The sequence below is a fragment of the Chitinilyticum aquatile DSM 21506 genome, assembly GCF_000430805.1.
GTDB classification, from domain to species: domain Bacteria; phylum Pseudomonadota; class Gammaproteobacteria; order Burkholderiales; family Chitinibacteraceae; genus Chitinilyticum; species Chitinilyticum aquatile.
This window is the reverse complement of sequence record NZ_AUMS01000001.1, coordinates 271,355-298,333: the sequence shown is the minus strand read 5'-3', so window position 1 is coordinate 298,333 and position 26,979 is coordinate 271,355. Positions and strand designations below refer to the sequence as shown.

Genomic DNA, 26,979 nt, shown 5'->3' with positions numbered 1-26,979 from the left:
GAATGGATGAGCCAGGCATCAGCCCCCAGCTACAGCAAGCTGTAGATCTCATCGCCGAGCTGTGCCACAACAAGCGCAGTCAGGCGTATGAACTGTGCGAGTCGACGCTCGCCCGGGCGCGTGAGCTGCATGATGATGCAGCATTTGTCACTGTGGCTCAGCACTATGCCTTGCTGATTGACCAGCAAGGTTATCCGGATGCCGCGATCGACATCCTGCATGAAGCCCTTCAGCTTGCGCAAAGCCATCACCTGTTTGCCGAAGAAGCCCGCTTGCTGAACCTGATCGGGCGCTCGCTCTATACCCGTGCCGAATACCGGCGAGCCATGCAGGCCTGGGGGCGTTGCCTTGAATGTGCCGAGCTGGCCAGTGACAAGGTGACCTGGATTTATGCCAAGATCGGCATAGGGCAGATCTACGATGCACTTGATGATCCGGCGACAGCCGTCGATGTACTAAGCCTTGCGGCCACGCAAGCCGAGCAGCTCCAGGACGGCGACCTGATATTGAATGCCCACCTCAATCTCGGGGTGAACCTGTACCGGCTGGGGCGACTGGATGAAGCCGAAGCCGCTTATCGCCAGGTGATCCTGCTCGCCCGACAGCTCGGCCATCAGGATGATGCGGGTGAAACCCTGTTCCGCCTGGCCGAACTCGATATCGCGCGTGGCAGGCCGGATGAAGCACTGGCCTTGCTGGATGAGGCATACCGCCTGTGTGAGGGATCCAGCCACTGGTGGGGACTGGCAAATGTCTGCCTTGCGCGGGGCGAAGCACTGGTCTTGCAGGGCAACAGCTCGCTTGCCACGACCAGTGTTCGTGAAGGAATCGAATTTGCCAAGCATGCCGGTGCCGCTCACATCGAAGCGCGCCTGTGGCATGCGCTGGCACGGCACGCTGAATGCGGGGGAGATATCCCGCAAGCCTATGCTGCATTCAAGATGGCCAGCGCGCTTGATCAGTGCATTCTGCTCGGCAGCCATAATCCGCACCAGCAGCGTGAACTCGAAGACCTGGCCGGCTTGCGCATCAGCCCAAGCCGGCAACTGCTTGAGCTCTCCACGGATCAGAGCCTTGAGCAGCGCTCATTGCAGGACGCCATGTGCCTGCTGGCGCAGAAAGGATGTGACATCCTCGATTTGCCGCAATGCTCGGTCTGGCTGCACGATCATGACGGGCAGCAGGCCTTGCACTGCGCCTGTCGCCATGCAGCCAGCGAAGGCACACAGGTTGAAAGCGGCGAAATGCTTTTTCAACATGAGCTGCCGGAGTTTTTCGCCCAGCTCGGGCAAGGTGACAGCGTGATCGCCCATGTCGCGCGTTACCATCAGCACACTTGGCAGCTTTATGAACACTATCTGTCCAGTCACGGTATCGAAGCGCTGCTGTGCCAGCCGCTTCTTTTGCATGGCCAGCTCGCTGGCGTAATGATGTTCGAGCACCGCAAGCGGCAGCACAACTGGTCGGCGGACGAACTGCTGTATGCCAGTCAGCTCGCCACCATTGCCACACGCACCATTGCCAATATCGATCGCCAGCATTTTCTGGAAGATATTGCCAAGCTGAATGTGGCGCTGCGTGAAAGCAACGAATTGCTGGAAGACCGGGTGAAGGCTCGCACCACCGAGCTGGAAAATGCCAATCAGGAACTGGCGCAGGCCATGAATCATCTGGTGCAGTCGGAGAAAATCGCTGCACTTGGCAATCTGGTCGCCGGGCTCGCCCACGAGCTCAATACGCCGCTCGGCATCAACCTTGTTTCCGCGACCACGCTGGAGGAGAAACACCGCGAACTCAGCGAGGCCATGACTTCCGGCACACTGAAAAAAACCATGCTGGAAAGCTATCTGCATGAAGCGGGCGATGCGCTGCAGCTGATCGTCCGGAACTCCCGCCGAGCCAGCGATATGATGAACAACTTCAAACAGGTCGCCGTCGACACCTCGTCCAACCAGCGCCGCCATTTCGACCTGCGGGCAACGGTAGAAGAAGTGCTCTGGACGCTCTCGCCGCAGTACAAGAAGCGCCCCATCACCTTCCGCATCGACATTCCTGCCGGGCTGGGCATCGACAGTTACCCGGGCCCCTTCGAGCAGATCATCAATAACCTGGTCATCAACTCACTGGTGCATGCCTTTGCACCGGATCAAGCCGGGGAAATCAGCATTACGGCACGGGTAGAAAATGACGTTTGCCTGCTGCACTACCGTGACACCGGAAAAGGCATCGCCGAAGCCTTGCAGTCCAGGGTGTTCGAACCTTTCTTTACTACCCGCTTCGGACAGGGCGGCAGCGGACTGGGGCTCTATCTCGTGTATTCGCTGGCCACCGGCTCGCTCGGTGGTGACGTGCGTCTCCTGCCTCCGGAAGAAGGTACGGGAGTCTGCTTCGAACTGCACTTCCCGGTATCGGCTCCGGCGGCCACCGCATCTCCGCCTGCCGCTCACTGAAGCAATGGGTGGCAGATTCGAAGCGCAGGGGACGGCAGGCAACATTCAGCGCTTTTCGTATTCTGGCGTCATTGGCCGGGAAAAGCATGAATACCTGTCAGGTGTGCGCTGAGGGCGGCTCCGTATAAACGACATAGTATTTGCGCACGGCCTCGACCACTTCGAATCGCCCTGAAAACCCGGCCGGAATAACCGCCGCCTCTCCTGCGGCCACGCAAACCACGCTACCGTCCTCGTCATGCAGGCGCACCAGGCCGCTGATCACGCAGAAAAATTCATGCTTGTCATCCGCGAAGCGGATACGCCACTCGCCAGGCTCGCATTCCCAGATGCCACAGCTGAATGCACCATCGCCGCTGAGGTAGTGTTCATATGTCGTTCGCCTGGGCGAGTGGGCACTCAGCAGGCGGTCGGGACGGGGTTCATCATGGCTGGGGGCAACAGCCGCACGGAAGTCGGTGATCTTCATGGAACAGGCCTAGGGTAAAGCAGGAGGAAATGGCGTCAGGACACCAGCCGCCCCGATTGTAATCGTTGCACCGTATGATTGCAGGCCGCAATCGGGCTTATAATTTCGGATCTTGCGGTCGGTTTGACCCAGCCACTTTCCCGAGCCCAGCCATGACCTCTCCCATTGCGGCAATTCACCCCGTCAAGCTTGACCACACACCCGATATCCGGCTGATTGCCTGCGATATGGACGGCACGCTGCTCGATGACGAGCATGCCATTCATGATGATTTCTGGCCGCTGATCGAGGAACTGCACCGCCGCGACATCATTTTCTGCCCGGCGAGCGGTCGGCAGTATTACAGCCTGCTCGAACGCTTCGCCCCCGTCGCAGACGACCTGATTTTCATCGCGGAAAACGGCACCTACGTCGTGCAGCAGGAGCGTGAGCTGAGCTCGGATTGCCTCGCGCTCACCGATGCCCGTGCCCTGCTCGCGGCCTATCGGGAGCTCAGGGAGCAGGAGGCCGATGTGAGTGCCGTGCTGTGCGGCAAGCGTTCGGCCTATATCGAAGGCGGGACGCCGGAATTCCATGCCGAGGTCGGCAAATACTACCCGCGGCTCGAAGTCGCCAGCGACCTGCTCATGATCGAGGATGACATCCTGAAAGTCGCCCTCTTCACCCCGCGTTCGTCCGAGACTCTGATCTATCCGGCTTTTCGCCCGTTCAGCGCGCAGCATCAGGTCGTCGTTTCCGGCGCGCACTGGCTCGATGTCATGGCCGCCGGAGTCAACAAGGGGTCTGGCATTCGTCACATCCAGCAGATGCTGGGCATCACGGCCGAGCAGACCATGGTATTCGGCGATTTTCTCAATGATCTGGAAATGATGGACGAAGCCCGCTACTCCTTCGCCATGGCGAATGCGCATCCGCAACTGAAGGAACGCGCCAATTATCTGGCGCCGGGAAATACTGACAATGGTGTTGTCCGCACCATCAAGGCCGTGCTCGGTCTGGAGTAACGCTCAGGGAGATTGCCTGATAAGTAACCGATAGGCAATCAGGTATATGATCAAAACCCTTTATCTAAAAGGGCTATGATCATATACCCCATGAACATCAGGACTCCAGGTCGCTATTCCAGCCTTCCGGACGCATCATGGCGTTGCCGAAGCGGGAATACATGCCCTGGAACACCAGCGGGACACGGCCGACCGGGCCGTTCCGGTGCTTGCCGACGATGCACTCGGCCAGGCCCTTGTGCGGGCTGTCGGGGTTGTAGTACTCATCGCGGTACATGAACATGATCAAGTCGGCATCCTGCTCGATCGCGCCGGACTCGCGCAAATCGGACATCATCGGGCGCTTGTCGGTACGCTGTTCGACCGAGCGGCTCAACTGCGACAGCGCGATGATCGGCACCTTGAGTTCCTTGGCCAGCCCCTTGAGCGAACGCGAAATTTCGCCGAGCTCGGTGGCGCGGTTCTGGTCCTTGGCGCCCGCGCGGCCAGCCATCAGCTGCAGGTAATCGATCACCACGAGCCCGAGGCCATCCTTGTGCTGACGTGCCAGCCGCCGGCAGCGCGTGCGGATGTCCAGCGCGGTAAGCGCGCCGGTTTCCTCGATGAAAATCGGTGCCTCGGACAGCTTGCCAACCGCATGCGTGAGCTTGAGCCAGTCTTCATCGTCAAAGCGGCCCGTCTTCAGCTTGTGCATGTCGATGCGGCCCACCGAGCCGACCATCCGCATGCCCAGCTGCGTGGCCCCCATTTCCATCGAAAAAATGGCCACGGCCTTTTTCAGCTCGCAACCGACGTGCTCGGCAATATTGACCGAAAACGCCGTTTTACCCATCGAAGGACGCCCGGCAACGATGATCAGGTCACCCGGTTGCAGGCCGGAAGTCATCTTGTCCAGATCAATAAAGCCGGTCGCGGTGCCGGTGACTTCAGAAGGATTTTCCTGCTGGTACAGATGATCGATGCGCTCGACGATTTCTTTCAGAATCGGCGGCATGGCAAAAAAGCCCTGCTGGCCCTTGCCGGACTGTTCGGCAATCTGGAAAACCTTGGATTCGGCTTCGTCGAGCAGATCCTTGGCCTCACGCCCGCCCGGATTGTAGGCCGAATCAACGATTTCGGTGGCCACACTGGCAAGCTGCCGCATGACCGATTTTTCGCGCACGATTTCCGCATAGCGGCGGATATTGGCTGCCGATGGCGTGTTCTGTGCCAGGCTGCCCAGATAGGCCAGCCCGCCGACGTAGACCAGATCATTATTGGAGTCGAGCGCCTCGGATACGGTGATGACGTCGGCCGGGCGATTCAGCTCGATCAGCTTGGCGATGACCTCAAAAATGCGGCGGTGGTCATCTCGGTAGAAGTCGGCGGCAAAGAGGATGTCGGCAATGCGGTCAAAAGCGCCGTTTTCCAGCAGTAGGCCACCCAGCACCGATTGCTCGGCTTCGATCGAATGTGGCGGGAGCCGAAGGTTTTCCAGTTGCGCACTCTCGAAGGCGGCAGTAGCATGCTCGTTCATTTTGGCCGGACAGTGGTATTGCAAGGCCGCCTATTCTAGCGTTTTTGGCCCTCTCCATGCAGTGCATTCGCAAATCCGTTCTGGTTCCCCATTCCGCCGCACAGATGTACGAGCTGGTTGCTCGCTGTGAGGATTATCCGAAATTCCTGCCGTGGTGCGGTGGTGTCGAGGTGCATGAACGCAGCGAGGCGGTGCTCGATGTGACCGTGCGCATCGAGTTCATGAAAATCAGCAGCCATTTCCGTACCCGCGACCTGCTGACAGAAAACCGCATCGACATGGAGTTCGTCGACGGGCCGTTCCGCCATCTCAATGGCATCTGGCAGTTCACGCCACTGATGGAAGATGCCTGCAAGATCGAATTCGAGCTCGATTATGAGTTTTCCAGCAAGACACTCGAGGCCGTAATCGGCCCGGTGTTCAACAAGATTACGTCCACCTTCGTCGATGCCTTCATCAAGCAGGCCGACAAGCTTTATGGCTGAATGCAATGTCCCAGATTACCGTTGAAGTGGTTTATGCAACCCGAGAAAAGCAAAAGCTGGTCATTCTGAAAGTCGATGAAGGCTGTACGGCGCAACAGGCGGTTGAGCGCTCGGGACTTCTGACCGAGTTTCCCGAGATTGATCTGGCAAAGAACAAGATCGGTATTTTCGCCAAGGCCGTGAAAGCCGACACGGTGCTACGGGACAAGGATCGTGTGGAAATCTACCGGCCGCTGATTGCCGACCCGAAAGAAGTGCGCCGCCAGCGTGTCGCCGACGGTAAGGTCATGAAAAAGGGCGGCGGCGAGGCCTGACTGGCGCGGTTTGCTCAGTCGTCCTGTTTGCGGGCACCTGCCAGCAGGACCCCGGGGCTCGACTTGACCGCACTGTCACTCCCTCTGGCGCGCAGGCTCAGCCAGCACCAGACGGCAATAGCCAGCACCAGCAGTGCGGCAACAATTGAAATCAGCAGAAACACGTCAGTTCGCTCCAGTCAGCGGGTTTATTATCCGGCCCTTGGGGTTATCCCCTATTTGCGCACGGCCGGATCGCACCATACGGCACCAGCCAGTCCTTTGCCAAGCGCGCACCGGCAGACGGCCTGACCGCACCGGGAAATTCTGCCTCTTGCGGCATTTTTGCTGCAAAAATGCCACAACTGGACGCTGAACATGGCATGATGCGCGCCTTCTGACGTTTGCCCCGCATTTGCCCATGTCCACTGCTCCCACCATTCTGATTACCGGCTGTTCCTCGGGAATCGGCCATCATGCTGCCCATGCCCTGAAAGCGCGCGGCTGGCGCGTCTTTGCCTCGGCACGCAGGATCGAAGATGTCTGCCGACTGCGTGCGGAAGGTCTTGAAGCCATCCTGCTGGATATCGCCGACAGCCATTCGATCGAAACCGCCGTGCAATGGCTGGCCGGAGAAACGGGAGAGCGGCTCGATGCCCTTTTCAATAACGCCGGCTTCGGTGTTCCCGGCGCAGTGGAAGACCTGAGTCGCGCCGCCTTGCGTCACCAGTTCGAGACCAATGTGTTTGGCAGTATCGAGCTCTGCAATGCGGTACTGCCCTGGATGCGTCGCCAGGGGCAGGGACGCATCATTTTCAACAGCTCGGTGCTCGGCTTTGCTGCGATGCCGGTGCGCGGCGCCTATAACGCCAGCAAATTTGCCCTTGAAGGCTTTGCCGACACCCTGCGCCTGGAGTTGGCCGGGTCCGGAGTGCACGCCATCCTGCTTGAACCCGGCCCCATCACAAGCCGCTTTCGTGAAAACGCCGCGCGTGAATTCGCCGAGTGGGTCGAACCGGTGCAAAGCGGCATTCATGCCCCACTCTACGCCACCATGCGCGAGCGTCTGCACAAGCCCGGCGCCAGCACGCCGTTCACGCTGGGGCCGGAAGCAACAACCCGCGCGCTGCTTGCCGCACTCTCTGCGCGCACACCCGCAGCCCGCTACCGGGTCACAACACCGACCCACGTGTTCTGGCATCTGAAGCGCCTGCTGCCAACCCGCTGGCTGGATGTGCTGCTGCGCAAGGCTGGCGCCTGATACCCTGCTGGATATGTGACTGAAGCCATTCCAAGAAAATGGCTGCAGCCATATACCTATCGCAAGACCCTCGCCAGCCGTGCCGAGATAGCTGTAAGGCGTGTTCCGCCCCTATAATGGGCTGATTCATTCCGCCACTTCCTCTGCCGATACACTGCCTGTGGAGCCTCTGCATGAGTCAATCGCTGCGCGTCATCCTGTCTGCTGCCAGCCTGATGCTGGGAGCCTCAGCATTGCCGCAGGCGCAGGCGGCGCTGATGACGCCGGCGGAAGCGGAAAAACTGGGCGACCGGCTCTGCACACCGACCAGAAATGGCCTGCTGGATTGCGTACTGATCGCACCGCCGCCCGCGCGCGGCGGCAATGCCCCCGAAATCGTCCCCCTGCCCCAGGCCTCATTCAGCGAATCATTCGGCCCGGAAACGCTGGAAGCCCCCATGCGCCCTGTACTGGAGCCGCTGCCGGAAAAACTGGATGGCCGCAGTGCTACCATTGCCTGGGATATTGGCTACGGCACGCCCGCCGAATACTGGGAAATCTGGGACAACCAGGAACTGCTGCTGCGCAGCCGGCAATTTGTGCAGCGCGATCTTGCCAGCAAGCTGCGCCAGAACGAGGACAGCTTTGTCATTGATGCACTGTCGGTGCAAAGCGGTGTCCAGACGCTCAATAATCTCGCCGATGGCCGGCATGAACTGGAAATCCGTCTCTGCAATACAAGCAAGGCTGGCCAGCCCGTCTGCACAGCTGCGTCGACCGCCACCTGGGTTGGCGCGGCAGTCAGCGAAATCGGTGACGAACGGCAGGGCTTGCCCGCTGTTCCCGAACTCGGCTGGTTCCCCCAGATCAATACCGGAGAAGCCTTCCTGCTGGAATGGCACGTCTGGTGGGGTAATCCCGGCAGTTACTGGCAGGTGGTGCTGGACGGCAAAGTCAGTAGCGAATCCCGCGTCTTCACGGAAAATGCGCCCAACAGCCAGGCCGGCAGCATGCAGATACTGGGCATGCAGCCCGGCAAACATCAGCTGAGCGTGCGTCTATGCAACCAGCTGCTGTGCGCGGAAAGTCAGCCCGCCACACTGGAAGTGCTGCTGCCCAGCGAAGAGGAAATTCGCCCTGTACTGACCATCGAGCGCGGCACGCCCGACAGCATGCTGCTGTTATGGACGATTCCGCAATACCGCCTCAAGACCGCCCCGGTGCAATGGCGACTGCTCAATGGTGAAACCGGCAGTGAAATTGTCACTCCACCAGAGCTCGGTGCCTGGCAGCATTCGATCCGTGCCTGCCAGAGTGCTGACCGCGCCCGCCCCGGTGTATCGGCCGCGAGCTATTGCGGCGAATTGCGCCTGCCCGTGGCCCAGACGCCAGCCAGCGTACAGGTCGAGGTGTGTACTTCCGCGACTGACTGCCTTTACAGTACCGCACGCAGCGTCAGCCTCCCCCCAGCGAAAAATTAATCAGTTGCGGGCATGACCCAGCCGGTATTCAAGCAAGCCGTCAAAATGAGGCAGCACCTGCGCCAGGTAGCCCAGCGGCGTGCCGGCCCGCTTGTTGAGCGCCACACAGACAAAGTGCCATTCCTGCATGCGCTCGCGCACTTCGATGCTGATGCTGCCACTCGCCACTTCGTATCCATGGGCACGGGCAAAGTCGCGCAGCTTGTTTTCCGATACGCAGGCATCCAGATTGAAGCGCAATGTAACGGCAATCGCTGGCCGTGATGGCAGCCAGGACTCCAGCCGTCCGCCCCACATCATGCACACCACGCACAGTAGCGTGAGCAGCATGCCGGCCAGATAAAAACCCAGTCCGATCAGGATGCCGATCGCGGCGGAACACCAGATCGACGCTGCTGTGGTCAGCCCGCTGATGTTGAACCCTTCGCGCATGATGACGCCCGCACACAGAAAGCCAAGACCACTGACGATCCCCTGGATCACGCGCGTCGGGTCACCGAACGAGGCCTGACCATGGCCTGCTGCAGCCAGCTGACCGCCAAACCAGAGCTGCGGATAGCCCAGTGCCACGACGAGCGCGGTCGATGCCATGCAAACCAGGCCATAGGTGCGCATGCCGGCCGCGCGCCCCCGGTAGCTGCGCTCGTAGCCCAGCAGTAAGCCGAGCACCATGGCGCCCAGCAGGTGCAGTCCCATCACAACGTTGGAGGATAGTTCGGCTGGTGACCAGTACGAAGCAAGCTGGCTGGAATCAAGCATTGGGGCTCCCCTGCAGCAAGCAATGCTGCCTGTCCTTTCAGACTAGCCCCCTGAAACGCTGGCTGCCACAGCATTCCCCAGAGCAACGCTTTGCATTCAGTCAAAACTGAACGAGTAGTAGGCATCGACGGAGCTCTTGTCGAAGCCGATGCGGGTTACCAGCGACCAGCCACGCGTGAGGTTAAAGGAGAACTTCACCGCATCCGACAGGCCATCGATGCTTTTCTCCAGAGACATGCGCAAATTCCGGTTCAGCTGCTTGCTGACCGAAACGATCTGCGTGCTGGTGCCGTCCTCGTTTTTCTCGGTGCGATAGCCCACTTCATCGATACCGACCTTGTCGAGGATTTCATCGGTCAAGCCCTTGCCAAGTCCATCCCCTGCCATGCTGTTGAGCATCTGCAGCAAGAGCGCGCTATCGGATTTGTCCATCGAATCCGAGCCATGGCCGAACATCAGCCAGGACAGTTTTTCCGTATCGGATACGGTGGGTTCGGAATACAGGCTGACTCGAGGACTGCGTGCCGAGCCGGTAACTTTCACGCCAGCCTCCACCTGCTGGTTCCGACGAACCGCCAGAATATCCAGCCCGGGATTGTCCAGCGGTCCCTGGAAGGAAAGAATCCCGCGATCGATATCGAGCTTTTGCCCGTAGGCACGGAATTGCCCGCCTTCTTCGACCGAAAGCGTGCCAGAGCCGGCCAGTGGCTTGCCGGGCTGGGCGCGCAGGCGCAACTGTCCGGCAAGTGTGGCATCCAGCCCGTAGCCGCGCACGCGGAAATCCTTGCCCAGATCGAGATCCAGCTGCAATGCCATTTTCATCAGATTGCCTTCCTGCTTGGGGGCTCGCCCGACGATGACCACGTCATCTGAAAGTTTTGGCACTTCATTGTCAACGTACTGGATGTCGCCCTGATCGGCCTTGAACGCGCCATTGATCTGCAGAGTGCCGTCGGCAACCCGGATCTGGCCCTGCCCCGAAGCCACCAGCAGCATGTCTGCCTTGCTGACAAGCGTAAACTGATTCAGTTTCAATTCGGCCGTCGCTGCGAGCTGGTCTGCGGCATCGAGTGCGATGACACCTGCTCCGTCCAGCGTTCCCTTACCCCCTTGGAAATGCAGCTTGCTGAGCTGGATCTTGCGATCAGCCAGCTGCAAGTCCATCACGCCTTCCCTGAGCTGGACACCGAGCGCCGGGTCGCTGACTGCCAGCTGCTTGCCATTGACGTGGCCGGCGTAACTTGCTGCCTGCAAGGTGCCACTGCGGGTGATGTCGAACTGCAACTGGCCGTTGAGGCGCAGGTCGCCCCCGGCGAGTGCAGCAAGTGGCGCCAGATCGGGTATGCGGCCCTGCACACCAAGCTGCAGCGGTGCCGCAGTGGCGATGCCTGTAGCAGGATCGAATGTCGCCTGCCCACGCAATTCAGCCTGTCCGAAAGCCGATTGCAGCATGCCACTCAGCGCGAGCTTGCTCGCATCGCTGCGCAGACTCAGTTTTGCCGCCTCCAGACGCAGCGGCTCTGCCTTGCTGCCCGGGGTGGCTGAGCGCCAGACCAGGTCGCCACGCTGCCGCTCGACCGTCAGGCTGCCATTCAGCACATTACGGTATGCGAGCTGCCACTGCGCGCCAAGCTGCAGGTCGCCAGACAGCGATTTTTGCGGCAACAAGGCCAGCAATTCACCCGCATGGAGCTGCGGCAGTTGGCCGGAACTTTCCCAGGATTGGCCGTCCCAGTTGAAATAGGCCATGTTCAGCTGGCTGCGACCATAAGCAAGATTCAAGGCGCCGATGTGTGCCTGCCCTGCACCCACCTTCAGCGGGACCGGTGCTGCCAGATGGATGGGCTGTCGCCATTCACCATCCAGCTTGGCAAGCTGGCCCTGCCAGACCCACTGCGCATCCAGCCCGCCGGAAAACCCCGCCTGAACGCTTGCCGGAGCTCCGGCGTAGTTCATGCTGGCCTGCAAGGTGCCGGCATGCTGGGCACGGGTTCCATTGATGGCCAGATCCAGCTGGTCCAGCCGGTTCGCTCCGGCCTCGACGCCGGCAAGCCTGGCGTTCAGATCGAAAGGGCTATTCAGGTCGGGCTGCAGGCTGCCAGCCAGCCTGGCTTGGGCGATGCGGACACCTCCGGGAGCGGCAAGTCCGGCTGCTTCCAGCTGGAGCGTCGTGCGCGGATTGCGCCACTGCCCCTGCAGATTCACCGTGCCGGCGATGCGGCCGCTAAAGCCGGGTCCCAGCTGCTGTAGTGCGGGCAGGTCAAGATCAAGCAGCAGCTGATCGGCCGGATTGCCCAGTGCGCCCTTGGCTCCGAGACGGTTGCTGCCCAGCGAGAGCCAGGCATCTGCCTGCTGGAGCCGGTCAGCCTGCAGCTGCAGCCGGCCTTCGCCAGCCAGCGCACTACCGTTGAAGCGGCTGGCTTGCAGGCGATATTCAATTGTGGCCTGCGGCGAAGGCTCGATCTGGCCATCCGCCTTGATCATGCCGGCAATCTGCCCTGCCGGCACTGCCGCCCAGTCAGACGGATTGAAATCCTTGAATTCGGCCTCGAGGCTGAAGTCGTACTTTTTCTCGAGGGCTACGCTGCCCTTGGCATTAATCAGGCTCTTGCCCTGCTGCAGCAACAGCGAGCGGACTTCGATGCGGCGTTCGCGCTCGGGATGAATCCAGCCCAGGTCGGTTCTGGCCTCCACCTTGCGCAGGCGGTCACGGATATCCAGCTTGATGTCGGGAGCAAGCCAGGGGCCATCGAGTTGCAGTTCGCCAGACAGCGCCGCGCGCGGCTGCCGCGACCACAGGCTGGCCGGATCAAGATCCGCGATTCCCAGCGTCAGCTTCATGGCACCGGCAGTCAGTCCGGCATCACCGGTAATGCGGCCACTACCAAGGGTATCCAGATGCAGCCTTTTTAAATGAAGGGCTTCATTTGCATACTCCAGCTGGGTATTGAGGTTTTTAACCGGAATTTTTCCTGCATCCAGCGTACCGGCATCCGCATTCTTCACCGCCAGATCACCGACGGCCCTGCCAGGTCCTTGCGGTGTGAGCCGCAAATGCACATCCAGGCGAGCTGATGGGAGTGTCGCGGCAAAGGCTTGCGGATTGATGCCGCGCAGCTCGACCTGGCCCGCCTTGAGAATCTGGTAGCCATGTTCGGCAAAGGCATCGATGGTCAGCCCGGCACTGGCGCGCAGGTCTTCACCATCCACCTGTAGTGCAAGACCGAGTTTACGCAGCGGCCCGTCGGCCCGGACGTGCCCTTTTACCGCCCGACCTTCGACCTTGCCATCAAAAACAAGCCTGCTGTTCAGCTGGAAAGGTTGACGCCCATCCAGATTGGCTACACCCGTAATGTCACCTTGTGGCAGCGTCAGGTTTTTCAGATTCAGCTGATGCTGCCTTCCGCTGCTCGACAGGCTGCCCGACAAGCCGGAGAACAGCGTCTCCTTGCCGGAACGGAATTGGGCCAGCGAGAACTGGTCGATCTGCAGGGTAAAGGGCAGGGTCAGGCTTTGTGGCGGTGGTGAGGCAGGTTTTGCCGGCGGCAGGGGCTTGGCCTGATAACTGAGCGTGCCCAGCTGCAGGTTTTCAATATCCAAACGCCGCAGCAATAGCGTGTATGGCACCCATTTCATGCGGGCATGATCAACGGCCAGAGTCTCGCTGCCTGTCTCGACTCGCACGCCCGACAGATCGAACTGCGACCAGAATGAACCGTCGATCCGCTCCACCCTCAGCACGCCACTCCGATTGATCTGGCCAAGCAGCCATGCCTTGCCTGCATCCGAATCCAGCCAGGCAAGTCCCAGCGTGAGCAGCAGCACGGGGAGCAGTACCAATGCCAGTGCGCCCCACACCACCCAGCGCAGGACACGCCGCCAGCGTGCCGGCTTGAGGCGATTCACAACGGTAACCGCTGCCTCGCTCATAAGGCCAGCCCCAGTGCCAGGCTAAGCCGCCACTGTCGTGCATCGATGCCGTAGGCAATATCGGCCCCCAGCGAGCCGGCCGGACTGATCCAGCGTGCGCCGATCCCTGTTCCCGTCACCGGATCAAGGCTGCTCCAGTTTTTCTCGGCGCCGCCGTAATCGACAAAAACAGCGGCACGCCAGTCCTTGTAGACGGGCTGCTGAATTTCCAGCGATGCCGTGGCCAGCACCTGACCGGGCAAGGTTGCCCCATTCCCCTGGATGCCCAGTGTCTGGTAGCCATAACCACGTACACTGTTTGTCCCCCCCGCCCGGAAAAGCCAGTTGGTCGGCACGGTACTTTCGTTGCTGGCAAAGGTCTGCCCCAGCTCCAGGCGGCCGATGACGACGCCATTGCCGGGCATTTTCAGATATTGGATGCCCCGTCCGTATACCCGAAGAAAACTGGTGTCGGACAGCAAGGCTTCGGTGGCGCCGCCGATTTCGACCTGTGCAAGCAAACCATCGCGCGGGTCGCGGATACTGTCGATTTCCCGGCTCTTCAGGATGTAATTGAAGGTCAGCGCCTGCGGATTCTGGCTGATGCCAGTGCTGGAACGATCTTCGGTCTGGTATTCCAGCACCATGGTCCGCTCCAGTCTGAATTCCTGCTTCATCCGGCTGGTGCCGACGGTGTAACTGGTAGTTTCCAGACCCGCGATGTCATTTTTCTTCAGGTTGACATAACTCGCAAAGTCATAACCGCGCGGATCGCGCGGAAAGAGAATATTGACGTCGATTGTCTGCTCTTTCTGCTCTAGGTTGAATTTGGAAGAAAAAGTCAGACCTTCGCCGAACAGGTTCAGGTAGCGGTAATCCAGTGTCGTTCGCAGGCCGGTATTGGTTGAATAACCGGCCCCCAGGCCAACTTTGTGCAGCGGAGCCTCGACAACCCGTACTGTCACAGGCGCGTTAAAGGGAGACTCATCGGCAAAATCGGGCTCAACCAGCACGGAGGAGAATTGGGGCAGATTCTGCAGATCGGTCTGCAGGTTCAGCATCTGGCGTCTGCGATAGCTGTCGCCTTCAGCGAACTTGACATGGTTGCGGACCATCTTTTCCGGATAGCGCTGCAATCCTTCAATTCTGAGGGGGCCGTAAGTGTAGGCCGGACCGCTATCGAGCGTAAGACTCAGTTGTGCAGTGGCAGATTCGGGATCGATCAATGCCTGGCTGGCCACAATGCGGGCAGTCGGATAGTCACGGGCAAGCAGGCGGTCCAGTGCAATCCGCTTGCTCTGGTCCCACAGTGATTGCTGGAAGCGCTGACCGGTTTCCAGCGCCCATCCCGATTCGATGCGCTCGTTCAGGCGGGATTCCTGCTCGGCCTGCTCGGTAATCGCTCCCTGCAACTGCACGTCGATCTTGCTGACCAGTACGGGGCGCCCCGGCTCGACACTGAGGATGATTTCCGGTTTGTCCGGCGTACCTTGCTGATTCACCCGAATATCCGGCGTGAAATAGCCTTCGGTTGCCAGCAGGGCTGCAGCGCCTTCCGGTGCAGTGGCAATCAGGCGCTCAAGCTGTTCCTGTGTCAGTCGCGGATCACCCTGCCATTTGACCAGATCAAGATGCTTTTCAAGCAGATCACGCAGATCGCCGGGCGCGACGATCTGCACCCGGTAATGGAGAACAGTCGCTGGTGCTTCGGCAGCACAGCAGACAGCTGACAGGCAGGCCAGTCCAAGGAAAGGGTACGCGTTGAGCATCCGTGAAGCTTCAAATCCAGGCAGAACGCCACTTTACCGGATAGCTGGCAGGAACAGAACAGGCAGAATGGCTTTATTCACCGGTCAGCACGCGCACATGTTCGGCGACACTGCGCCCCAGTGCAGACAACTCGTAGCCGCCCTCCAGCATCGACACGATACGGCGCGAGGAATGGACTTCGGCCACCTTCATCAATTGGCGCGTCACCCAGGCGTAATCAGCCTCGACCAGGCCCAGCGACCCCATGTCATCTTCAAGGTGGGCATCAAATCCTGCCGAAATGAACAGCATTTCTGGAGCAAACTCATTCAGTCGTGGTAGCCATTGCTCGCAGACTGCTTCACGGAACTGCTGACCGGTGCTGGCCCTGGGCAAGGGAACATTGTGCATATTGCTACCCTTGGGGATGTCGCCGCTGTAGGGATAGAATGGGTGCTGGAAAATGCCGACCATCAGCACGCGCGGATCACCGGCCCAGATGTCTTCAGTGCCGTTGCCGTGATGAACATCGAAATCGATGATTGCGACGCGCTCCAAGCCATATGCATCCATCGCGTGCTGAGCGGCAACCGCAACATTATTGAAAAAACAGAATCCCATCGAGCGAGCTCGCTCGGCATGATGCCCTGGCGGGCGGATTGCACAGAATGCATTCTGGGCTCTGCCGCTCATAATTAGATCTACCGCCTTGATGCCGGCTCCTGCCGCATGATATGCCGCACGCAAGGTGTAGGCATTGATGGCCGTATCGGGATCAAGCTGCACTGTACCCACCGCAGGACTGCGCCTGGCCAGGTCATCAAGATAATCGGCACAGTGCACACGTTCAATCTGCTCACGCAGGGCTGGTGGCGCATCAACATGCAGCAGGTAATCCCACAGACCCGCCGCAATCAGCCTGTCCTGGATTGCAGCCAGCCGCTCCGGACACTCCGGATGCCCCTTGCCCATGTCATGCATAGAACAGGATGAATGCGAAATATAAGCGGTTGCCCCACTGGCTTGGCCAGACCATTCAGACACCATGTTCTCCTGCGGATTTGGAATTGTTTTTATTGCACTGTGTTACAAATAAGTCTACGCCCGAGCCTGCCCGACTGGCAAACCCGATTCTTGGAGTGACAAGCCAGCCAGCACATGCAATTGTTAGGGAAGGTAATAATTCAGGGACGTACAATGACCCCGCTGCAGCAGGCTTTTCAACGCACCCTGGACACTCTTGACACCATTATTCTAGGCAAGCGTGACTTATTGCAGCTGGCACAAGCATGCCTTCTTGCTCGCGGACATCTGCTGATTGAAGGGCTGCCCGGGGTTGGGAAAACCACCCTTGCCCATGCATTGGCCCAATGCTGTGGGCTGGAATTCAGGCGTGTGCAATTTACCAGCGACATGCTGCCTGCCGACCTGATCGGCGTGACAGTCTACGAGCGTAGTAGCGAACACTTCCGCTTCCATCCCGGGCCACTTTTCTCGCAACTTCTTCTGGCTGATGAAATCAACCGGGCGTCCCCAAAAACGCAATCCGCGCTACTGGAAGCAATGGAAGAACATCAGGTCAGTGTTGATGGTTCCACACATGAACTGCCACAGCCTTTTTTTGTCATCGCCACACAAAATCCGCTGCAGCAGATCGGAACATACCCGCTCCCCGAGTCCCAGCTGGATCGCTTCCTGATTCGTGTCGAACTGGGCTATCCGGATGCGGCGGCCGAACGCCAGTTACTCCAGGGCATCAGTCGACGCGAGGCACTGCATTCACTGGCATCGGTTGTATCACCGGCCGAGTTGGCAAATGCACAGCAGGCTGTCCGCCAGGTTCATGCCAGTGCAGCATTGCTGGATTACATCCAGGCGCTCGTCGCTGCAACCCGGCAGCTCCAGGACGTTGCATACGGGTTGTCGCCGCGAGCAGCTCTGGGGCTGTTGAATGTCGCACGTGCCTACGCCTGGCAGTACGGTCGCGACCTGGTATTACCCGAAGACGTTCAGCAGGTTTTCCCCGGTGTTGCCAACCATCGCATGCTTCTACGGACTACCGGGCAGCCGGCTCATGGCGTGGCTGAACAGTTATTGCAGCGCGTTGCCGTACCGTGATGCCCATGCCCGATTTTTACAATCGCCTGCGCACTTCATTACGCTGGCGGCGAGAAGGACTCAACAGCCCGGCTCCCACTGAAACGGCAATGACACTCACCCGGAAACGCATCTACATCATTCCGACCATGTACGGATTCGGAGTGGTCGTGCTGGTTCTTGCACTACTGATAGGTGCACTTAACTACCAGATCAATCTTTTTTATTTTTTGGCCTTCATGACGATGGGTATCGCACATTCGATCTTATTGCGATCATTTCTGAATCTGAACACGATACATATCGAGATATTGCCCACATCACCGGTATTCAAAGGTGAAACGGCATTTTTCAGGCTCAGGATACAAAAACACCAGAATCGTGGTTGTCTACAATTGCATGTCGGAGCCCTGGGGCAGGATGAACAGGCTGACTTGCTCGAATTGCCTGCCGGACAGACTGCCCAGTTGCTTGTGCCTGTCAAGGCTGAACGGCGAGGCACACTGCAGCTGCCTCGCTGCAAGATCAGCAGTACTGCGCCAATGGGCTGGTTTCATTGCTGGGGATATGCCGAGCTATTTGGGCAGACGCTGATCTATCCCCAACCAGAAATTGCTGCACCGCCTCTTCCAGTGCAAATCGGCGCTGAATTCAACGGAAATCAGACCATCAGAGGCAGCGAAGAAATCAGCGGTTTGCGCCCATATCAGATTGGGGACGTGGCACATCACATAGCCTGGAAACAGAGTGCTCGCAGCGAGCAACTCAGCAGCAAATTGCTCGAAGCACCTGCTGGAGAGCAGTTGATTCTGAGCTGGGACAATCTTCTGCAGCTTGACCCTGAGCTGCGACTATCCAGGCTCTGTGCCTGGATACTGGCCGCAGAACAACAGGGACTCCTGTATGCCCTGCACCTTCCCGGATGTCATCTGGGTCCGGGGGGAGGTATTGGGCATCGTGACGCCTGCCTGGCACGGCTGGCTCTGTTCAACATGGACATGTCATGACAGCAAGTCCGACGCTAACCTGCGGCCAGCGGCTTGAACTGGATATTATGGCCCTGATCGTGGTGACGCCACACCTGATCAACTTTGCAAGCTGGTTCAGCATTTTCTTGCCTGTCGTTTTGCTCTGCTATTTATGGCGGGCCTGGCAAAAGAAGCCTCTATTACCTCGTATCTGGATCTGGTTGCTGGCAGGTCTATCTGCGTGGATTGTGTATTTTGAATTCAATACCCTGCTTGGCCGCGATGGCGGGCTGGCCATTCTTATCAGTCTGTTCTGTTTCAAGCTGTTCGAATCCCGCACACGCCGTGATGGCCGGCAGTTGATACTGCTTGCCTTGTTCTGTACCGGCACACAGTTTCTGCATGATCAAAATCCACTGATGATGCTGTCGGCTCTGGCTGGCATTGCAGCCATTACCCTGTGTGGCATGAGGATTGAACATCCGTCCGGGTATTTCAGGAGTCAGGGAAAAACAGTTATCCGCATGCTGCTGGAGGCATTACCCATCGCCTTGCTGCTTTTCGTGCTTTTTCCTCGGCTGCCATCTCCACTCTGGCGGGTTCCTGCCGAATCACAGGCGTCCAGCGGTCTGTCCGACAAGGCTCTCGACCCCGGCAGCATCAGCAAGCTGGCTCTGGATGAAAGTGTGGCATTTCGTGCCGAGTTTTCTGGTAGTCCCCCCGATCGCAATGCCATGTATTGGCGTGGACCGGTTTTTGGTCAATTTGATGGCCGCCGCTGGCTGGGCGCCGAACCGGATCTGGCCAGTGCCAACAACCAGTCTCTGCAGCCGCTGAGTTACCCTGTCGATTACACGATTACCCTTGAGCCACATCAGCAACGCTGGATGCTGGCTCTTGACTTGCCCGTGACCATCCCGCAAGGTGCCCGCATTTCCAGTGCCGGCCAGATACTGTCCGAGCAGAATATTGCGGTTCGGACTGTGTATTCCCTGCGCTCCAGCTTGCAGTGGCGAACTGTCGAATTGGGCTATCCGGCGGAGCAATTGCAGTTGCCCCAGGCTGGCAATCCCCGCACAAGGGAATACGCCAGAACCTTGCAAAAACTCCCGCCTCGCCAACGTGTTCTCGCTGCATTGCAATGGCTGAAATCAGGTAATTTTCGCTACACATTGAGTCCTCCTTTACTGACGAGCCAGGATTCAATCGATGAGTTCCTTTTCGAGAGCAAGCGCGGATTTTGCGAACATTATGCGGGCAGTTTTGCCGTTCTGATGCGCGCAGCCGGGGTTCCCGCACGGATCATCACCGGTTATCAAGGTGGCGAACGCAATGAAACGGGAAATTATTACATAATCAGACAGGCGGATGCTCATGCTTGGGTCGAAGTCTGGCTGGCTGACGAAGGGTGGCAGCGGGTTGATCCAACTGCAATTATTGCTCCGGCGCGCATTGACTCAGGTCTGGCAGAAAGCTTGCCCTCCGGTACACCGCTTCCCCTCATGCTGCAAAGTGACAGTAGCTGGCTGAAAAGCCTGCGGATGCAGAATGATGCGCTGATGTATCTGTGGAATCGCTGGGTGGTCGAATATGATGCCAAACGCCAACTGGATTTGCTGCGAAGAATGCAAATACCGGATATCGTATCCTGGCAGTTTCTGCTAATCCTAGTTGGTGGCTTATCTCTATTACTCTTTTTTGCTTATGCCTCGGTCGTTTGGCAAAAGAAAGCGAATATCAAAGTCAGCCGTGAGATACTGCTGTATGTTGAATTTTGCAAGATTCTTGCCAAAAAATGCCTTGCACGACACCCTAATGAAGGTCCGGATGCGTTTGCCCAACGAGCCATCGAGACATGGCCAGAGGCGGGTAGGCATATAAGGCAATTCATTGATGGATATATAGAGTGCCGGTATGGCAAGGGAGCTGATGAAGAACTTCTGGCCAATATGGCGGAACAGCTGCGGCGGCTCCGCCGGATGCCTTACCGGCGCTGACCCGTTCCCAGACCATGCTGGCGAACACGCTCGAACATGCAGATCGCGGCGGCAGCCGCTACATTCAGTGATTCAATCCCTGCCGCCATGGGAATGCGAACTCGCAAGGTAGCCAGTGCAGCGACCTCTGGAGAAACCCCTGCCCCTTCAGAACCCATGACTAGAACGACATCTCCTTGCCAATCGGCGTCATACAGCCCCACGGCGGCATCAAGCAGTGTGGCAGCGACCCTGCCCTGAAAGGACCTGCAGCCCTCTAAGAGCTCGCATCGCTCGACCAGATCCAGAACGGCATGAGCCCCCATTCCTGCGCGCAAGACCTTCGGCGACCACACATCCGCACAAGCGGGGGACAACCATACCTGATCAACCCCGGCTGCAGCAGCCGAGCGCAGAATGCTGCCGACATTTCCGGGATCCTGTATGCCATCCAGGGCAATACAAAATCCGCGCTGCAACGCCGCATTTTTCTCGGGGATAGTGACTTGGGAAAGCACACCCGTTGCGCTGGGCAGCTCGCTCAAGGTGCTGAATAGCGTTTCATCCAGTAGGCAAAGTGGGGCCGAGCAGCGTTGCAGCAAAGTGCTGATTTCCGGATTGTTCAGACTACTTGCGGTAATGAATACCCGTACAGGCTGCTGCCCCGCATCGAGCCAGCTGGAAAGCAGGTGCGATCCATCAAGCAGGGTTTGCTGCAATTTAAGGCGTTCGCGTCGATTGCTGGCCAGTTTGAGAGCCTGCTTGTAGGTTGGATTCTGTGCCGATTGAATAAGGGTTGTCACGGTTTCAGCGCTGTGAATAATGGGTTAGCGCACGACTAGTCAGCATGCAGATTTGTTTGAAGTGGTTATAGTGATCATCACCGGGTTCCTGCTGCCCATGCCTGTCAGCATAAATCAGGCCCAAGGGCTTGCTGCCGACAAAAATCGACATAAGGAAACAATTATCAGCGGCACACGCCAGAAAGGTTTCTGGCAGATGGTTGGCAAAGCGCTTGCGGCTATCAATGTTAAGCCAAACACTTTGTGGTTTTTGCAGCAACTGCGAGAAAAGACTGGGCTGTTCCAGATTGATGCACAAGCTACGCAAACCATCATTCGCCACCACACCATGCACATAACGGGTGCGCAGTACCTGCTCAACGGGCTGTACCAGCGTAAACGCAATCCGCTGCATCCCCAATCCTTCCGCCAAGGCCCGAACAGCCAAAGCCATGATCTGATTGGTTGGTGCCCCCTGCTTGCCTGCCAAGTGCAAGGCCTGCATGCGCTCGCTCAGCACATTAGGCACCATCTTTTCAGTCAGCAGTTCGCGGGCATCTGTCTGCACCTTGGAAGGTACTGGCCAGTCACCAGGCTGCATGGCGAGCCAGGTGGCTGCTGGCACGATTTGAACATATGGCCATCGTCGCGCCTGCCGGAGCATTTGCTTGCTGACGCGATCCCAAACGTGATCCAGCCCAATGCCCAGAGCACCTGCAATGGTTTCGAGTTGCGTGGATATGTCATCCAGCCACCAGCCCTGCTCAAGTAGCGAGCACAAACGGACAATGCTGCTTTGCAAGGCAACCCGCACGCTGGGAACTTCATTTCCACCCAGCAACTGAGTCAGAGCATCAGGTAGCTGCCAGGCGGCAATCAGAGCCCCTATCGTAGTTCTATCAGCTGCCGGTGCTTTTTCCGGCAAGTGGGAGCCCAGAAGATGCAGCATGTCCGGAACCACGGCAAGCAATGCCGCAGCCTGCAATTCTTCCGGATACGCGTCATTGCGTATAGTGCTCAGATCAAGTGATAGTGCACGCGAGAACCTCGCCCTTGCCAGTAACTGCAATAGCTGCTGATAGGCTTGCGGATCAGCAGGGAGCAGATATTGCTCGACCGTCGGCAAATGACTGCATCGTTCCAGAAAAGGGGCAACCCCCATCATCATTACGATGTGCTCAATTGCAACCACATCAGACGCCATGGCCCCGCGCTTGCGCTGGTTGATAAACCGCAGCACCTGAGCTGTCAGAAGCGGATCATTCCACACCAGCGCCTCAATATCTGTCGGCCGCAAGGAGTCGGTGCGCCGCAGCATTTGCTGTAGCTGTACCTTACTTTCTTGCAGAATCGGCAAGGCATGCTGCTGCCAGTATTTGATCCAGTTAGATGTCTGCATGCCTACATCCGCCAAAGCAAGAGCTGGCCACCTTTCCAGTCGCCATAGTCAATCATTTCATCAGGCTCAACACCGGGAACCGGAAACGAATTGCTGATGAAAAGGCTGCCCGGCCGCATTTCGCGCTTGGCCTTGCTCCACAGTTCCGGCATTGGCTCGGGGGAAAGAAAAGCATAGACACAATCGTAGCAGGCGAAATCCATCTTCCGGTAATCCTGTCTGTACCATTCCCGGCACCCACGCATGCGTACACTACCTATTAGCCAAGGGAACCATGCCAGTTCCGTTCCGGCCAAGATCAGGTCCGGCCTTGAACGCGCCAGCGCCTGTAAAACAGTACCTGTCCCTGCTCCGACATCGATAAACCGGGACCCATGCGGCAGCAGCTCACACAATGCGCGCAACGCGCCCTGACCACTGGTGTATAACGGAACCCGTTGCCTGACCGCCTGTCCTGAAAAAAGCCAGAGCACGACAAGAATGATCAAATACCAATAAGCTGGAACATCCGCTTGCAGCAAGAGAAGCAATGCTGGCAAAAACAGTGCATGAATTGGAATCCACCATCGTCCGTCATGCCAGAACACTGCGGCGATCGCAGCCCCCCCTCCCGCAGCAAAGGCGGCAGGAAGTGGCTCCAGAGTGACGCTGAGTACTCTCCAGATCGCACAGGCCATAGCCAGTAGAATCAGGAAGCGTGGCACTTGCGCCATTTTGTCGGGCATGGTCAGGGAGTGGCTGTCACGGGAGCAGAAGCTTCGGCTTCAGCTTTACTTTTTCCTGCCTGCTCCTTGATATCCTGTTCGGCTTCACGATTGAGTACAACAATGCTGATGCGCCGATTGACCGGATCGTAAATATTTTCGACGTTCAGGGGTACCTTGTCGCCGAAGCCGTTAACCCGGAGAACCTTTGCATCAGCCATGCCGCCAGTGATCAATTCACGACGTGATGCATTCGCACGCTCGGCCGAGAGCTCCCAGTTACTGAAGCCTGCGGCCCCTCCGGAAAAAGGTGTGCCATCAGTATGGCCGGACAGGGAAAGCGCATTTGGCACTTCATTCAGCAAGGCTGCGACTTCGTGCAGGATCTCTCTTGCATATGGCTCAAGTTCGGAACTGCCGGATTTGAACATCGGTCGATTCTGCTCATCGACAATCTGAATGCGCAAACCTTCGGCAACCATATCGAGCTTCAACTGGCTTTTGAACTGCTTGAGCTTGGTATTGGTCTGGCTTTTGTCATCCATCATGGCCTCAAAGCGCTTTTTCAGCTCTGACAGCCGCTTCCGGTCTTTGGCGGATTCTTCCTGCGGGGGGACCTCGCCTTTCTTGACTTGTCCGGCCTGTTTGGTCAGGTCCTGCCCTCCCCCCTGGATGATCGATTCTGCATCGCCAGCTCCGGAACCGCCGGCATTAGCAACCTTCAACGGGTTGGAAAAGTAATCCGAAATCCCTTTTAAATTTCCTTTGGAGACCGACCCCAAGAGCCACATCAGCAGGAAGAAGGCCATCATGGCCGTTACAAAGTCTGCATAGGCAATTTTCCATGCGCCACCATGGTGACCATGGCCGCCTTTCTTGATTTTTTTTACAACGATAGGACGTTGGGAGTCGTCGCTCATGATGCTCTCGAAAATACTGACTAGCCGTGATTGTCGTGGGGACTTTTATTTGTTTTTTGCGCTTTTCACGAATTCTTCCAGCTCCTGGAAGCTCGGACGCTCGGATGAGTCAAGCGCCTTGCGGCCGAATTCGACCGCAATTTGAGGTGCGTAACCATTCAGACTGGCCAGCAGGGTCACTTTGATGGTTTGGAAAACCTGTGATGATTCCTTTGCCTTGGTCTCCAGCAATGTACCCAGCGGGCCGACAAAACCATAGGCGAGCCAGATACCCATGAACGTCCCTACGAGCGCCGCCCCGATCAGTTTGCCCAGCTCACTGGGTGGCAAGTGCAGCGAACCCATCGTATGCACAACGCCCATTACTGCCGCGACAATACCAAAAGCCGGCAAGCCATCCGCCAGCTTGGTAATTGCTGTTGCTGGCAACTCAGCTTCATGATGGTGGGTTTCAAGCTCCACATCCATCAGGTTCTCGATCTCGAATGCATTCAGGTTGCCACCGACCATCAGCCGCAAATAATCGGTGATGAACTCGACGACATGATGGTCTTTGGAAATACCGGGATACTTCGAGAAAATCGGGCTTGAGTGCGGGTCTTCCACGTCATTTTCTATGGACATCAGACCCTCCTTGCGAACCTTGGACAGCAGTTCGAACAAGCAGGCAAAAAGATCCATGTAGAACGCTTTGGTGTAGGCACTTCCTTTGAAGATGCTTGGCAGTGCTTTGATGGTTGCCTTCAGAGGCTTGCCCCCGTAGCCGGCAATCATCCCGCCCAGCGCACCGCCGAAAATGATGACAATTTCGCTCGGCTGCCATAGCACTCCCAAGTGACCGCCGTGCCAAGCGTACGCACCCAAAATGCAGACACACATGAAAACGTAGCCAACGATGACAAACATGTGTCCAGAATTCCTTTTCGAATATTCACGCTGAGAAAACGGAAGCGTCAGATAAAGATGGAGTCTCTACGGATAGTAGAAGCTAAGTTCACGTGCGACAACCTCTCCAGCTTACCAGAGACTGGACTGGAGCGTGTATTGCCTGACGGGACCGAAGCTGCGGCGATGATCCTCCAGCGGGCCATGCATTGCCAAGGCGGCCAAATGGCGTGCCGTAGGATACCCCTTGTGTTCATCGAAGCCGTATTCCGGGTGGCGGCTATGCAATTCGTGCATGGAACGATCTCGCGCAACCTTGGCCAGTATCGAGGCAGCCGAAATCGCTGGAATCAGGGCGTCACCTTTGACAATAGCGCGAGCTGGGGCAGACAGGCCGGAAGGAATACGGTTGCCATCGATCAGGATTTCATCCACAGGAACAGTAAGTTGCTGTACAGCTCGCTGCATGGCCAGCATGGTGGCCTGCAGAATATTAAGCCGGTCAATCTCTGCCGCACTCGCCTCACTGATGGCCCATGCCAGTGCTGTTTGCTGAATCAGTGGGAATAGCGCTTCCCGTTTTTTCTCGGTCAATTTTTTGGAGTCGGTCAACCCGGGCAGATCAAAGTGCTCGGGCAAAATGACGGCAGCAGCAAACACTGCACCAACCAGAGGCCCCCTGCCCGCCTCATCAACGCCGCAGATAGCAAGACCGTGGTTCATACGGATTGCAGCACTTTTGCAACAGCCTCTGCCGCCCGCTCGGCAGCCGAACATTGCAGGCGCTGGTGTTCGGCGGTGAACAGGCTTTCCAGATCGATTGTCAGTGACTTGTTGTTCAGGTAGTTCAATACCGCCTGACACAAGTTGATTGCTGTTGCTTCATTTTGCAAGAATTCCGGGACGACGTAGCGGCCAGCAATGATATTGGGCAGGCTGGCATATGGCAGAATGAATTTGCCACGAATCATGCGGTAGGTGAGCGGCGAGACGCGATAAGTGACTACAGCCGGGCGTTTCACCAGCATGGCTTCGAGGACTGCAGTTCCGGATGCCTGCAGGACGACATCAGCAGCGGCCATTGCTTCATGGGAATGGCCGAACATCAGGCGCCAATTCAGTGCCTGCGCATTTTGTGCCCAGATTTCTTTTTCGAAACGGGTACGGGTCTCACGGGAAATGAGGGGTACAAGGAAAATCAGGTTTGGATCATGCTTGGCCAGCAGGTGCGCGGTTTCTACCATAAGGGCAGACAAGGCCTCGAGTTCACGCATGCGGCTGCCGGGCAGGATGGCGATTACCCTTGCCGCTTCTGCGAGCTGCAATTGTTCCCGGTATGCATTCTTATTGATGACAAGCGGAATCTGATCGGCCAGCGGGTGACCCACATAGGTCGCCGGCACACCTGCCTGATCATAGATGGCCTGCTCGAAAGGCAGAATTAGCAGCATGTGGTTTACGGCTGCGCGGATGCCCTTGATGCGCTGCGGGCGCCATGCCCAAATCGAAGGGCTGACATAATGGATGGTCAGGATGCCGGCTTGCTTCAGTTTCCTTTCGATACCCAGATTGAAATCTGGCGCATCAATCCCGATGAAGACATCCGGCCGCTCATTCATGCAGAGTTTGAGCAGCGCTTTGCGGAGCTTGAGCAGGCTGGGCAAATGTCGCAGGACCTCTACAACTCCGCCTACGGCCAAGGTCGACATGGGGGCAATGGTGCGAGCTCCTGCTGCCTGCATTTTCGGGCCGGCGACACCATAAAACTCGGCATCGGGATAGCGAACCCGCAAGGCATTGATCAGGGCCGCTCCCAGCAGATCACCCGAGGCTTCGCCTGCCACAATGGCGATACGTGGACCAGTATTGGCCCGAGGCTTTTGATGCTGCATG

At 57.8% G+C, this 26,979-nt stretch carries 23 protein-coding genes; 9 read left to right on the top strand and 14 right to left on the bottom strand.

Features of this window, described 5'->3' with window-relative positions; all coding sequences use genetic code 11:
* Positions 1-2 precede the first annotated feature (2 nt).
* Positions 3-2,450: an ATP-binding protein gene (locus tag H559_RS21225; RefSeq protein ID WP_051278800.1), complete on the top strand. Its 2,448-nt coding sequence runs from the start codon at positions 3-5 to the stop codon at positions 2,448-2,450.
* A 97-nt stretch (positions 2,451-2,547) separates the two neighbouring features.
* Here the strand turns inward: H559_RS21225 and H559_RS0101435 are convergent, their stop codons facing one another.
* Positions 2,548-2,919, bottom strand: coding sequence for a cupin domain-containing protein (locus tag H559_RS0101435; protein ID WP_028451217.1), 372 nt, complete (start codon positions 2,917-2,919; stop codon positions 2,548-2,550).
* A 152-nt stretch (positions 2,920-3,071) separates the two neighbouring features.
* Between H559_RS0101435 and H559_RS0101430 the strand changes: the two genes are divergently transcribed.
* The gene (locus tag H559_RS0101430; protein WP_051278799.1) at positions 3,072-3,923 is read left to right on the top strand and encodes a Cof-type HAD-IIB family hydrolase; all 852 of its coding nucleotides are present in this window, start codon (positions 3,072-3,074) and stop codon (positions 3,921-3,923) included.
* A gap of 97 nt (positions 3,924-4,020) precedes the next feature.
* On the opposite strand, the gene dnaB is transcribed toward H559_RS0101430, so the two are convergent.
* On the bottom strand, positions 4,021-5,439 hold the full coding sequence (gene dnaB, locus H559_RS0101425; RefSeq protein ID WP_028451215.1) for a replicative DNA helicase: 1,419 nt from the start codon (positions 5,437-5,439) through the stop codon (positions 4,021-4,023).
* A gap of 56 nt (positions 5,440-5,495) precedes the next feature.
* Here dnaB and H559_RS0101420 point away from each other — a divergent pair, with 56 nt between their 5' ends.
* Positions 5,496-5,924: a type II toxin-antitoxin system RatA family toxin gene (locus H559_RS0101420; protein ID WP_028451214.1), complete on the top strand. Its 429-nt coding sequence runs from the start codon at positions 5,496-5,498 to the stop codon at positions 5,922-5,924.
* Between the two features lie 5 nt (positions 5,925-5,929).
* Positions 5,930-6,238, top strand: coding sequence for an RnfH family protein (locus H559_RS0101415; RefSeq protein WP_028451213.1), 309 nt, complete (start codon positions 5,930-5,932; stop codon positions 6,236-6,238).
* Positions 6,239-6,252: 14 nt separating this feature from the next.
* Here H559_RS0101415 and H559_RS22500 read toward each other — a convergent pair whose 3' ends face one another.
* Positions 6,253-6,402: a hypothetical protein gene (locus tag H559_RS22500; RefSeq protein WP_155845243.1), complete on the bottom strand. Its 150-nt coding sequence runs from the start codon at positions 6,400-6,402 to the stop codon at positions 6,253-6,255.
* Between the two features lie 236 nt (positions 6,403-6,638).
* On the opposite strand from H559_RS22500, the gene H559_RS0101405 reads away from it, so the two are divergent.
* Together H559_RS0101405 and H559_RS0101400 are read left to right on the top strand one after the other, a co-directional pair.
* Positions 6,639-7,478 (top strand): SDR family NAD(P)-dependent oxidoreductase, encoded by an 840-nt coding sequence (locus tag H559_RS0101405; protein WP_028451212.1) that lies wholly within the window; start codon positions 6,639-6,641, stop codon positions 7,476-7,478.
* A gap of 173 nt (positions 7,479-7,651) precedes the next feature.
* Positions 7,652-8,938 (top strand): chitinase N-terminal domain-containing protein, encoded by a 1,287-nt coding sequence (locus H559_RS0101400; RefSeq protein ID WP_028451211.1) that lies wholly within the window; start codon positions 7,652-7,654, stop codon positions 8,936-8,938.
* Here the strand turns inward: H559_RS0101400 and H559_RS0101395 are convergent, their stop codons facing one another.
* From H559_RS0101395 to H559_RS0101380, 4 genes are all read right to left on the bottom strand, one after another.
* The gene (locus tag H559_RS0101395; protein ID WP_028451210.1) at positions 8,939-9,697 is read right to left on the bottom strand and encodes an MgtC/SapB family protein; all 759 of its coding nucleotides are present in this window, start codon (positions 9,695-9,697) and stop codon (positions 8,939-8,941) included.
* Positions 9,698-9,793: 96 nt separating this feature from the next.
* Positions 9,794-13,627 carry a translocation/assembly module TamB domain-containing protein gene (locus H559_RS0101390; RefSeq protein ID WP_028451209.1) on the bottom strand — a complete coding sequence of 1,278 codons (3,834 nt, stop codon included), beginning with the start codon at positions 13,625-13,627 and terminating at the stop codon, positions 9,794-9,796.
* Positions 13,624-15,375: an autotransporter assembly complex protein TamA gene (locus H559_RS0101385; protein ID WP_028451208.1), complete on the bottom strand. Its 1,752-nt coding sequence runs from the start codon at positions 15,373-15,375 to the stop codon at positions 13,624-13,626. The genes H559_RS0101390 and H559_RS0101385 overlap by 4 nt, the downstream gene beginning before the upstream one ends.
* Positions 15,376-15,448: 73 nt before the next feature.
* Complete coding sequence (locus H559_RS0101380; RefSeq protein ID WP_034639425.1) at positions 15,449-16,327, bottom strand: histone deacetylase family protein; 879 nt, start codon at positions 16,325-16,327, stop codon at positions 15,449-15,451.
* Between the two features lie 225 nt (positions 16,328-16,552).
* Between H559_RS0101380 and H559_RS0101375 the strand changes: the two genes are divergently transcribed.
* From H559_RS0101375 to H559_RS18310, 3 genes are read left to right on the top strand one after another with little or no spacing between them, the layout of a single operon-like run.
* Positions 16,553-17,473, top strand: coding sequence for an AAA family ATPase (locus H559_RS0101375; RefSeq protein ID WP_034639265.1), 921 nt, complete (start codon positions 16,553-16,555; stop codon positions 17,471-17,473).
* A 5-nt stretch (positions 17,474-17,478) separates the two neighbouring features.
* Positions 17,479-18,459: a DUF58 domain-containing protein gene (locus H559_RS21220; RefSeq protein WP_162143280.1), complete on the top strand. Its 981-nt coding sequence runs from the start codon at positions 17,479-17,481 to the stop codon at positions 18,457-18,459.
* Entirely contained in the window at positions 18,456-20,417 is a 1,962-nt protein-coding gene (locus H559_RS18310; RefSeq protein ID WP_081412812.1) for a transglutaminase TgpA family protein, read from the top strand. The genes H559_RS21220 and H559_RS18310 overlap by 4 nt, the downstream gene beginning before the upstream one ends.
* On the opposite strand, the gene H559_RS0101360 is transcribed toward H559_RS18310, so the two are convergent.
* The 7 genes from H559_RS0101360 to lpxB all read right to left on the bottom strand — a co-directional run bounded on the left by H559_RS0101360 (position 20,405) and on the right by lpxB (position 26,978).
* Positions 20,405-21,199: a TrmH family RNA methyltransferase gene (locus tag H559_RS0101360; protein WP_211230870.1), complete on the bottom strand. Its 795-nt coding sequence runs from the start codon at positions 21,197-21,199 to the stop codon at positions 20,405-20,407. The genes H559_RS18310 and H559_RS0101360 overlap by 13 nt on opposite strands.
* A gap of 4 nt (positions 21,200-21,203) precedes the next feature.
* Positions 21,204-22,577, bottom strand: a complete 1,374-nt coding sequence (locus H559_RS0101355; RefSeq protein WP_028451204.1) for a hypothetical protein — start codon at positions 22,575-22,577, stop codon at positions 21,204-21,206.
* A gap of 2 nt (positions 22,578-22,579) precedes the next feature.
* The gene (locus tag H559_RS0101350) at positions 22,580-23,302 is read right to left on the bottom strand and encodes a class I SAM-dependent methyltransferase (protein WP_028451203.1); all 723 of its coding nucleotides are present in this window, start codon (positions 23,300-23,302) and stop codon (positions 22,580-22,582) included.
* Between the two features lie 2 nt (positions 23,303-23,304).
* Entirely contained in the window at positions 23,305-24,201 is an 897-nt protein-coding gene (gene motB / locus H559_RS0101345; RefSeq protein ID WP_028451202.1) for a flagellar motor protein MotB, read from the bottom strand.
* Positions 24,202-24,246: 45 nt separating this feature from the next.
* A complete protein-coding gene (gene motA, locus H559_RS0101340) occupies positions 24,247-25,107 on the bottom strand; it encodes a flagellar motor stator protein MotA (RefSeq protein WP_028451201.1) in 861 nt (286 codons plus the stop codon).
* 111 nt (positions 25,108-25,218) lie between these two features.
* Complete coding sequence (gene rnhB, locus H559_RS0101335; protein WP_034639258.1) at positions 25,219-25,809, bottom strand: ribonuclease HII; 591 nt, start codon at positions 25,807-25,809, stop codon at positions 25,219-25,221.
* Positions 25,806-26,978 (bottom strand): lipid-A-disaccharide synthase, encoded by a 1,173-nt coding sequence (gene lpxB / locus H559_RS0101330; RefSeq protein ID WP_034639256.1) that lies wholly within the window; start codon positions 26,976-26,978, stop codon positions 25,806-25,808. Before lpxB ends, rnhB begins: the two co-directional genes overlap by 4 nt.
* Position 26,979: the final 1 nt, after the last annotated feature.

Bases quoted from the DNA above. Each gene is read 5' to 3' on its own strand.
- H559_RS18310 (WP_081412812.1), top strand. From the start codon at position 18,456: ATGACAGCAAGTCCGACGCTAACCTGCGGCCAGCGGCTTGAACTGGAT.
- H559_RS0101435 (WP_028451217.1), bottom strand. From the start codon at position 2,919: ATGAAGATCACCGACTTCCGTGCGGCTGTTGCCCCCAGCCATGATGAA.
- H559_RS21220 (WP_162143280.1), top strand. From the start codon at position 17,479: ATGCCCGATTTTTACAATCGCCTGCGCACTTCATTACGCTGGCGGCGA.
- H559_RS0101430 (WP_051278799.1), top strand. From the start codon at position 3,072: ATGACCTCTCCCATTGCGGCAATTCACCCCGTCAAGCTTGACCACACA.
- H559_RS0101405 (WP_028451212.1), top strand. From the start codon at position 6,639: ATGTCCACTGCTCCCACCATTCTGATTACCGGCTGTTCCTCGGGAATC.
- H559_RS0101350 (WP_028451203.1), bottom strand. From the start codon at position 23,302: ATGCCCGACAAAATGGCGCAAGTGCCACGCTTCCTGATTCTACTGGCT.
- H559_RS0101420 (WP_028451214.1), top strand. From the start codon at position 5,496: ATGCAGTGCATTCGCAAATCCGTTCTGGTTCCCCATTCCGCCGCACAG.
- H559_RS0101355 (WP_028451204.1), bottom strand. From the start codon at position 22,577: ATGCAGACATCTAACTGGATCAAATACTGGCAGCAGCATGCCTTGCCG.
- H559_RS0101415 (WP_028451213.1), top strand. From the start codon at position 5,930: ATGTCCCAGATTACCGTTGAAGTGGTTTATGCAACCCGAGAAAAGCAA.
- lpxB (WP_034639256.1), bottom strand. From the start codon at position 26,978: ATGCAGCATCAAAAGCCTCGGGCCAATACTGGTCCACGTATCGCCATT.
- dnaB (WP_028451215.1), bottom strand. From the start codon at position 5,439: ATGAACGAGCATGCTACTGCCGCCTTCGAGAGTGCGCAACTGGAAAAC.
- H559_RS21225 (WP_051278800.1), top strand. From the start codon at position 3: ATGGATGAGCCAGGCATCAGCCCCCAGCTACAGCAAGCTGTAGATCTC.
- H559_RS0101395 (WP_028451210.1), bottom strand. From the start codon at position 9,697: ATGCTTGATTCCAGCCAGCTTGCTTCGTACTGGTCACCAGCCGAACTA.
- H559_RS0101390 (WP_028451209.1), bottom strand. From the start codon at position 13,627: ATGAGCGAGGCAGCGGTTACCGTTGTGAATCGCCTCAAGCCGGCACGC.
- motA (WP_028451201.1), bottom strand. From the start codon at position 25,107: ATGTTTGTCATCGTTGGCTACGTTTTCATGTGTGTCTGCATTTTGGGT.
- H559_RS0101380 (WP_034639425.1), bottom strand. From the start codon at position 16,327: ATGGGCAAGGGGCATCCGGAGTGTCCGGAGCGGCTGGCTGCAATCCAG.
- H559_RS0101400 (WP_028451211.1), top strand. From the start codon at position 7,652: ATGAGTCAATCGCTGCGCGTCATCCTGTCTGCTGCCAGCCTGATGCTG.
- H559_RS0101375 (WP_034639265.1), top strand. From the start codon at position 16,553: ATGACCCCGCTGCAGCAGGCTTTTCAACGCACCCTGGACACTCTTGAC.
- H559_RS0101385 (WP_028451208.1), bottom strand. From the start codon at position 15,375: ATGCTCAACGCGTACCCTTTCCTTGGACTGGCCTGCCTGTCAGCTGTC.
- rnhB (WP_034639258.1), bottom strand. From the start codon at position 25,809: ATGAACCACGGTCTTGCTATCTGCGGCGTTGATGAGGCGGGCAGGGGG.
- motB (WP_028451202.1), bottom strand. From the start codon at position 24,201: ATGAGCGACGACTCCCAACGTCCTATCGTTGTAAAAAAAATCAAGAAA.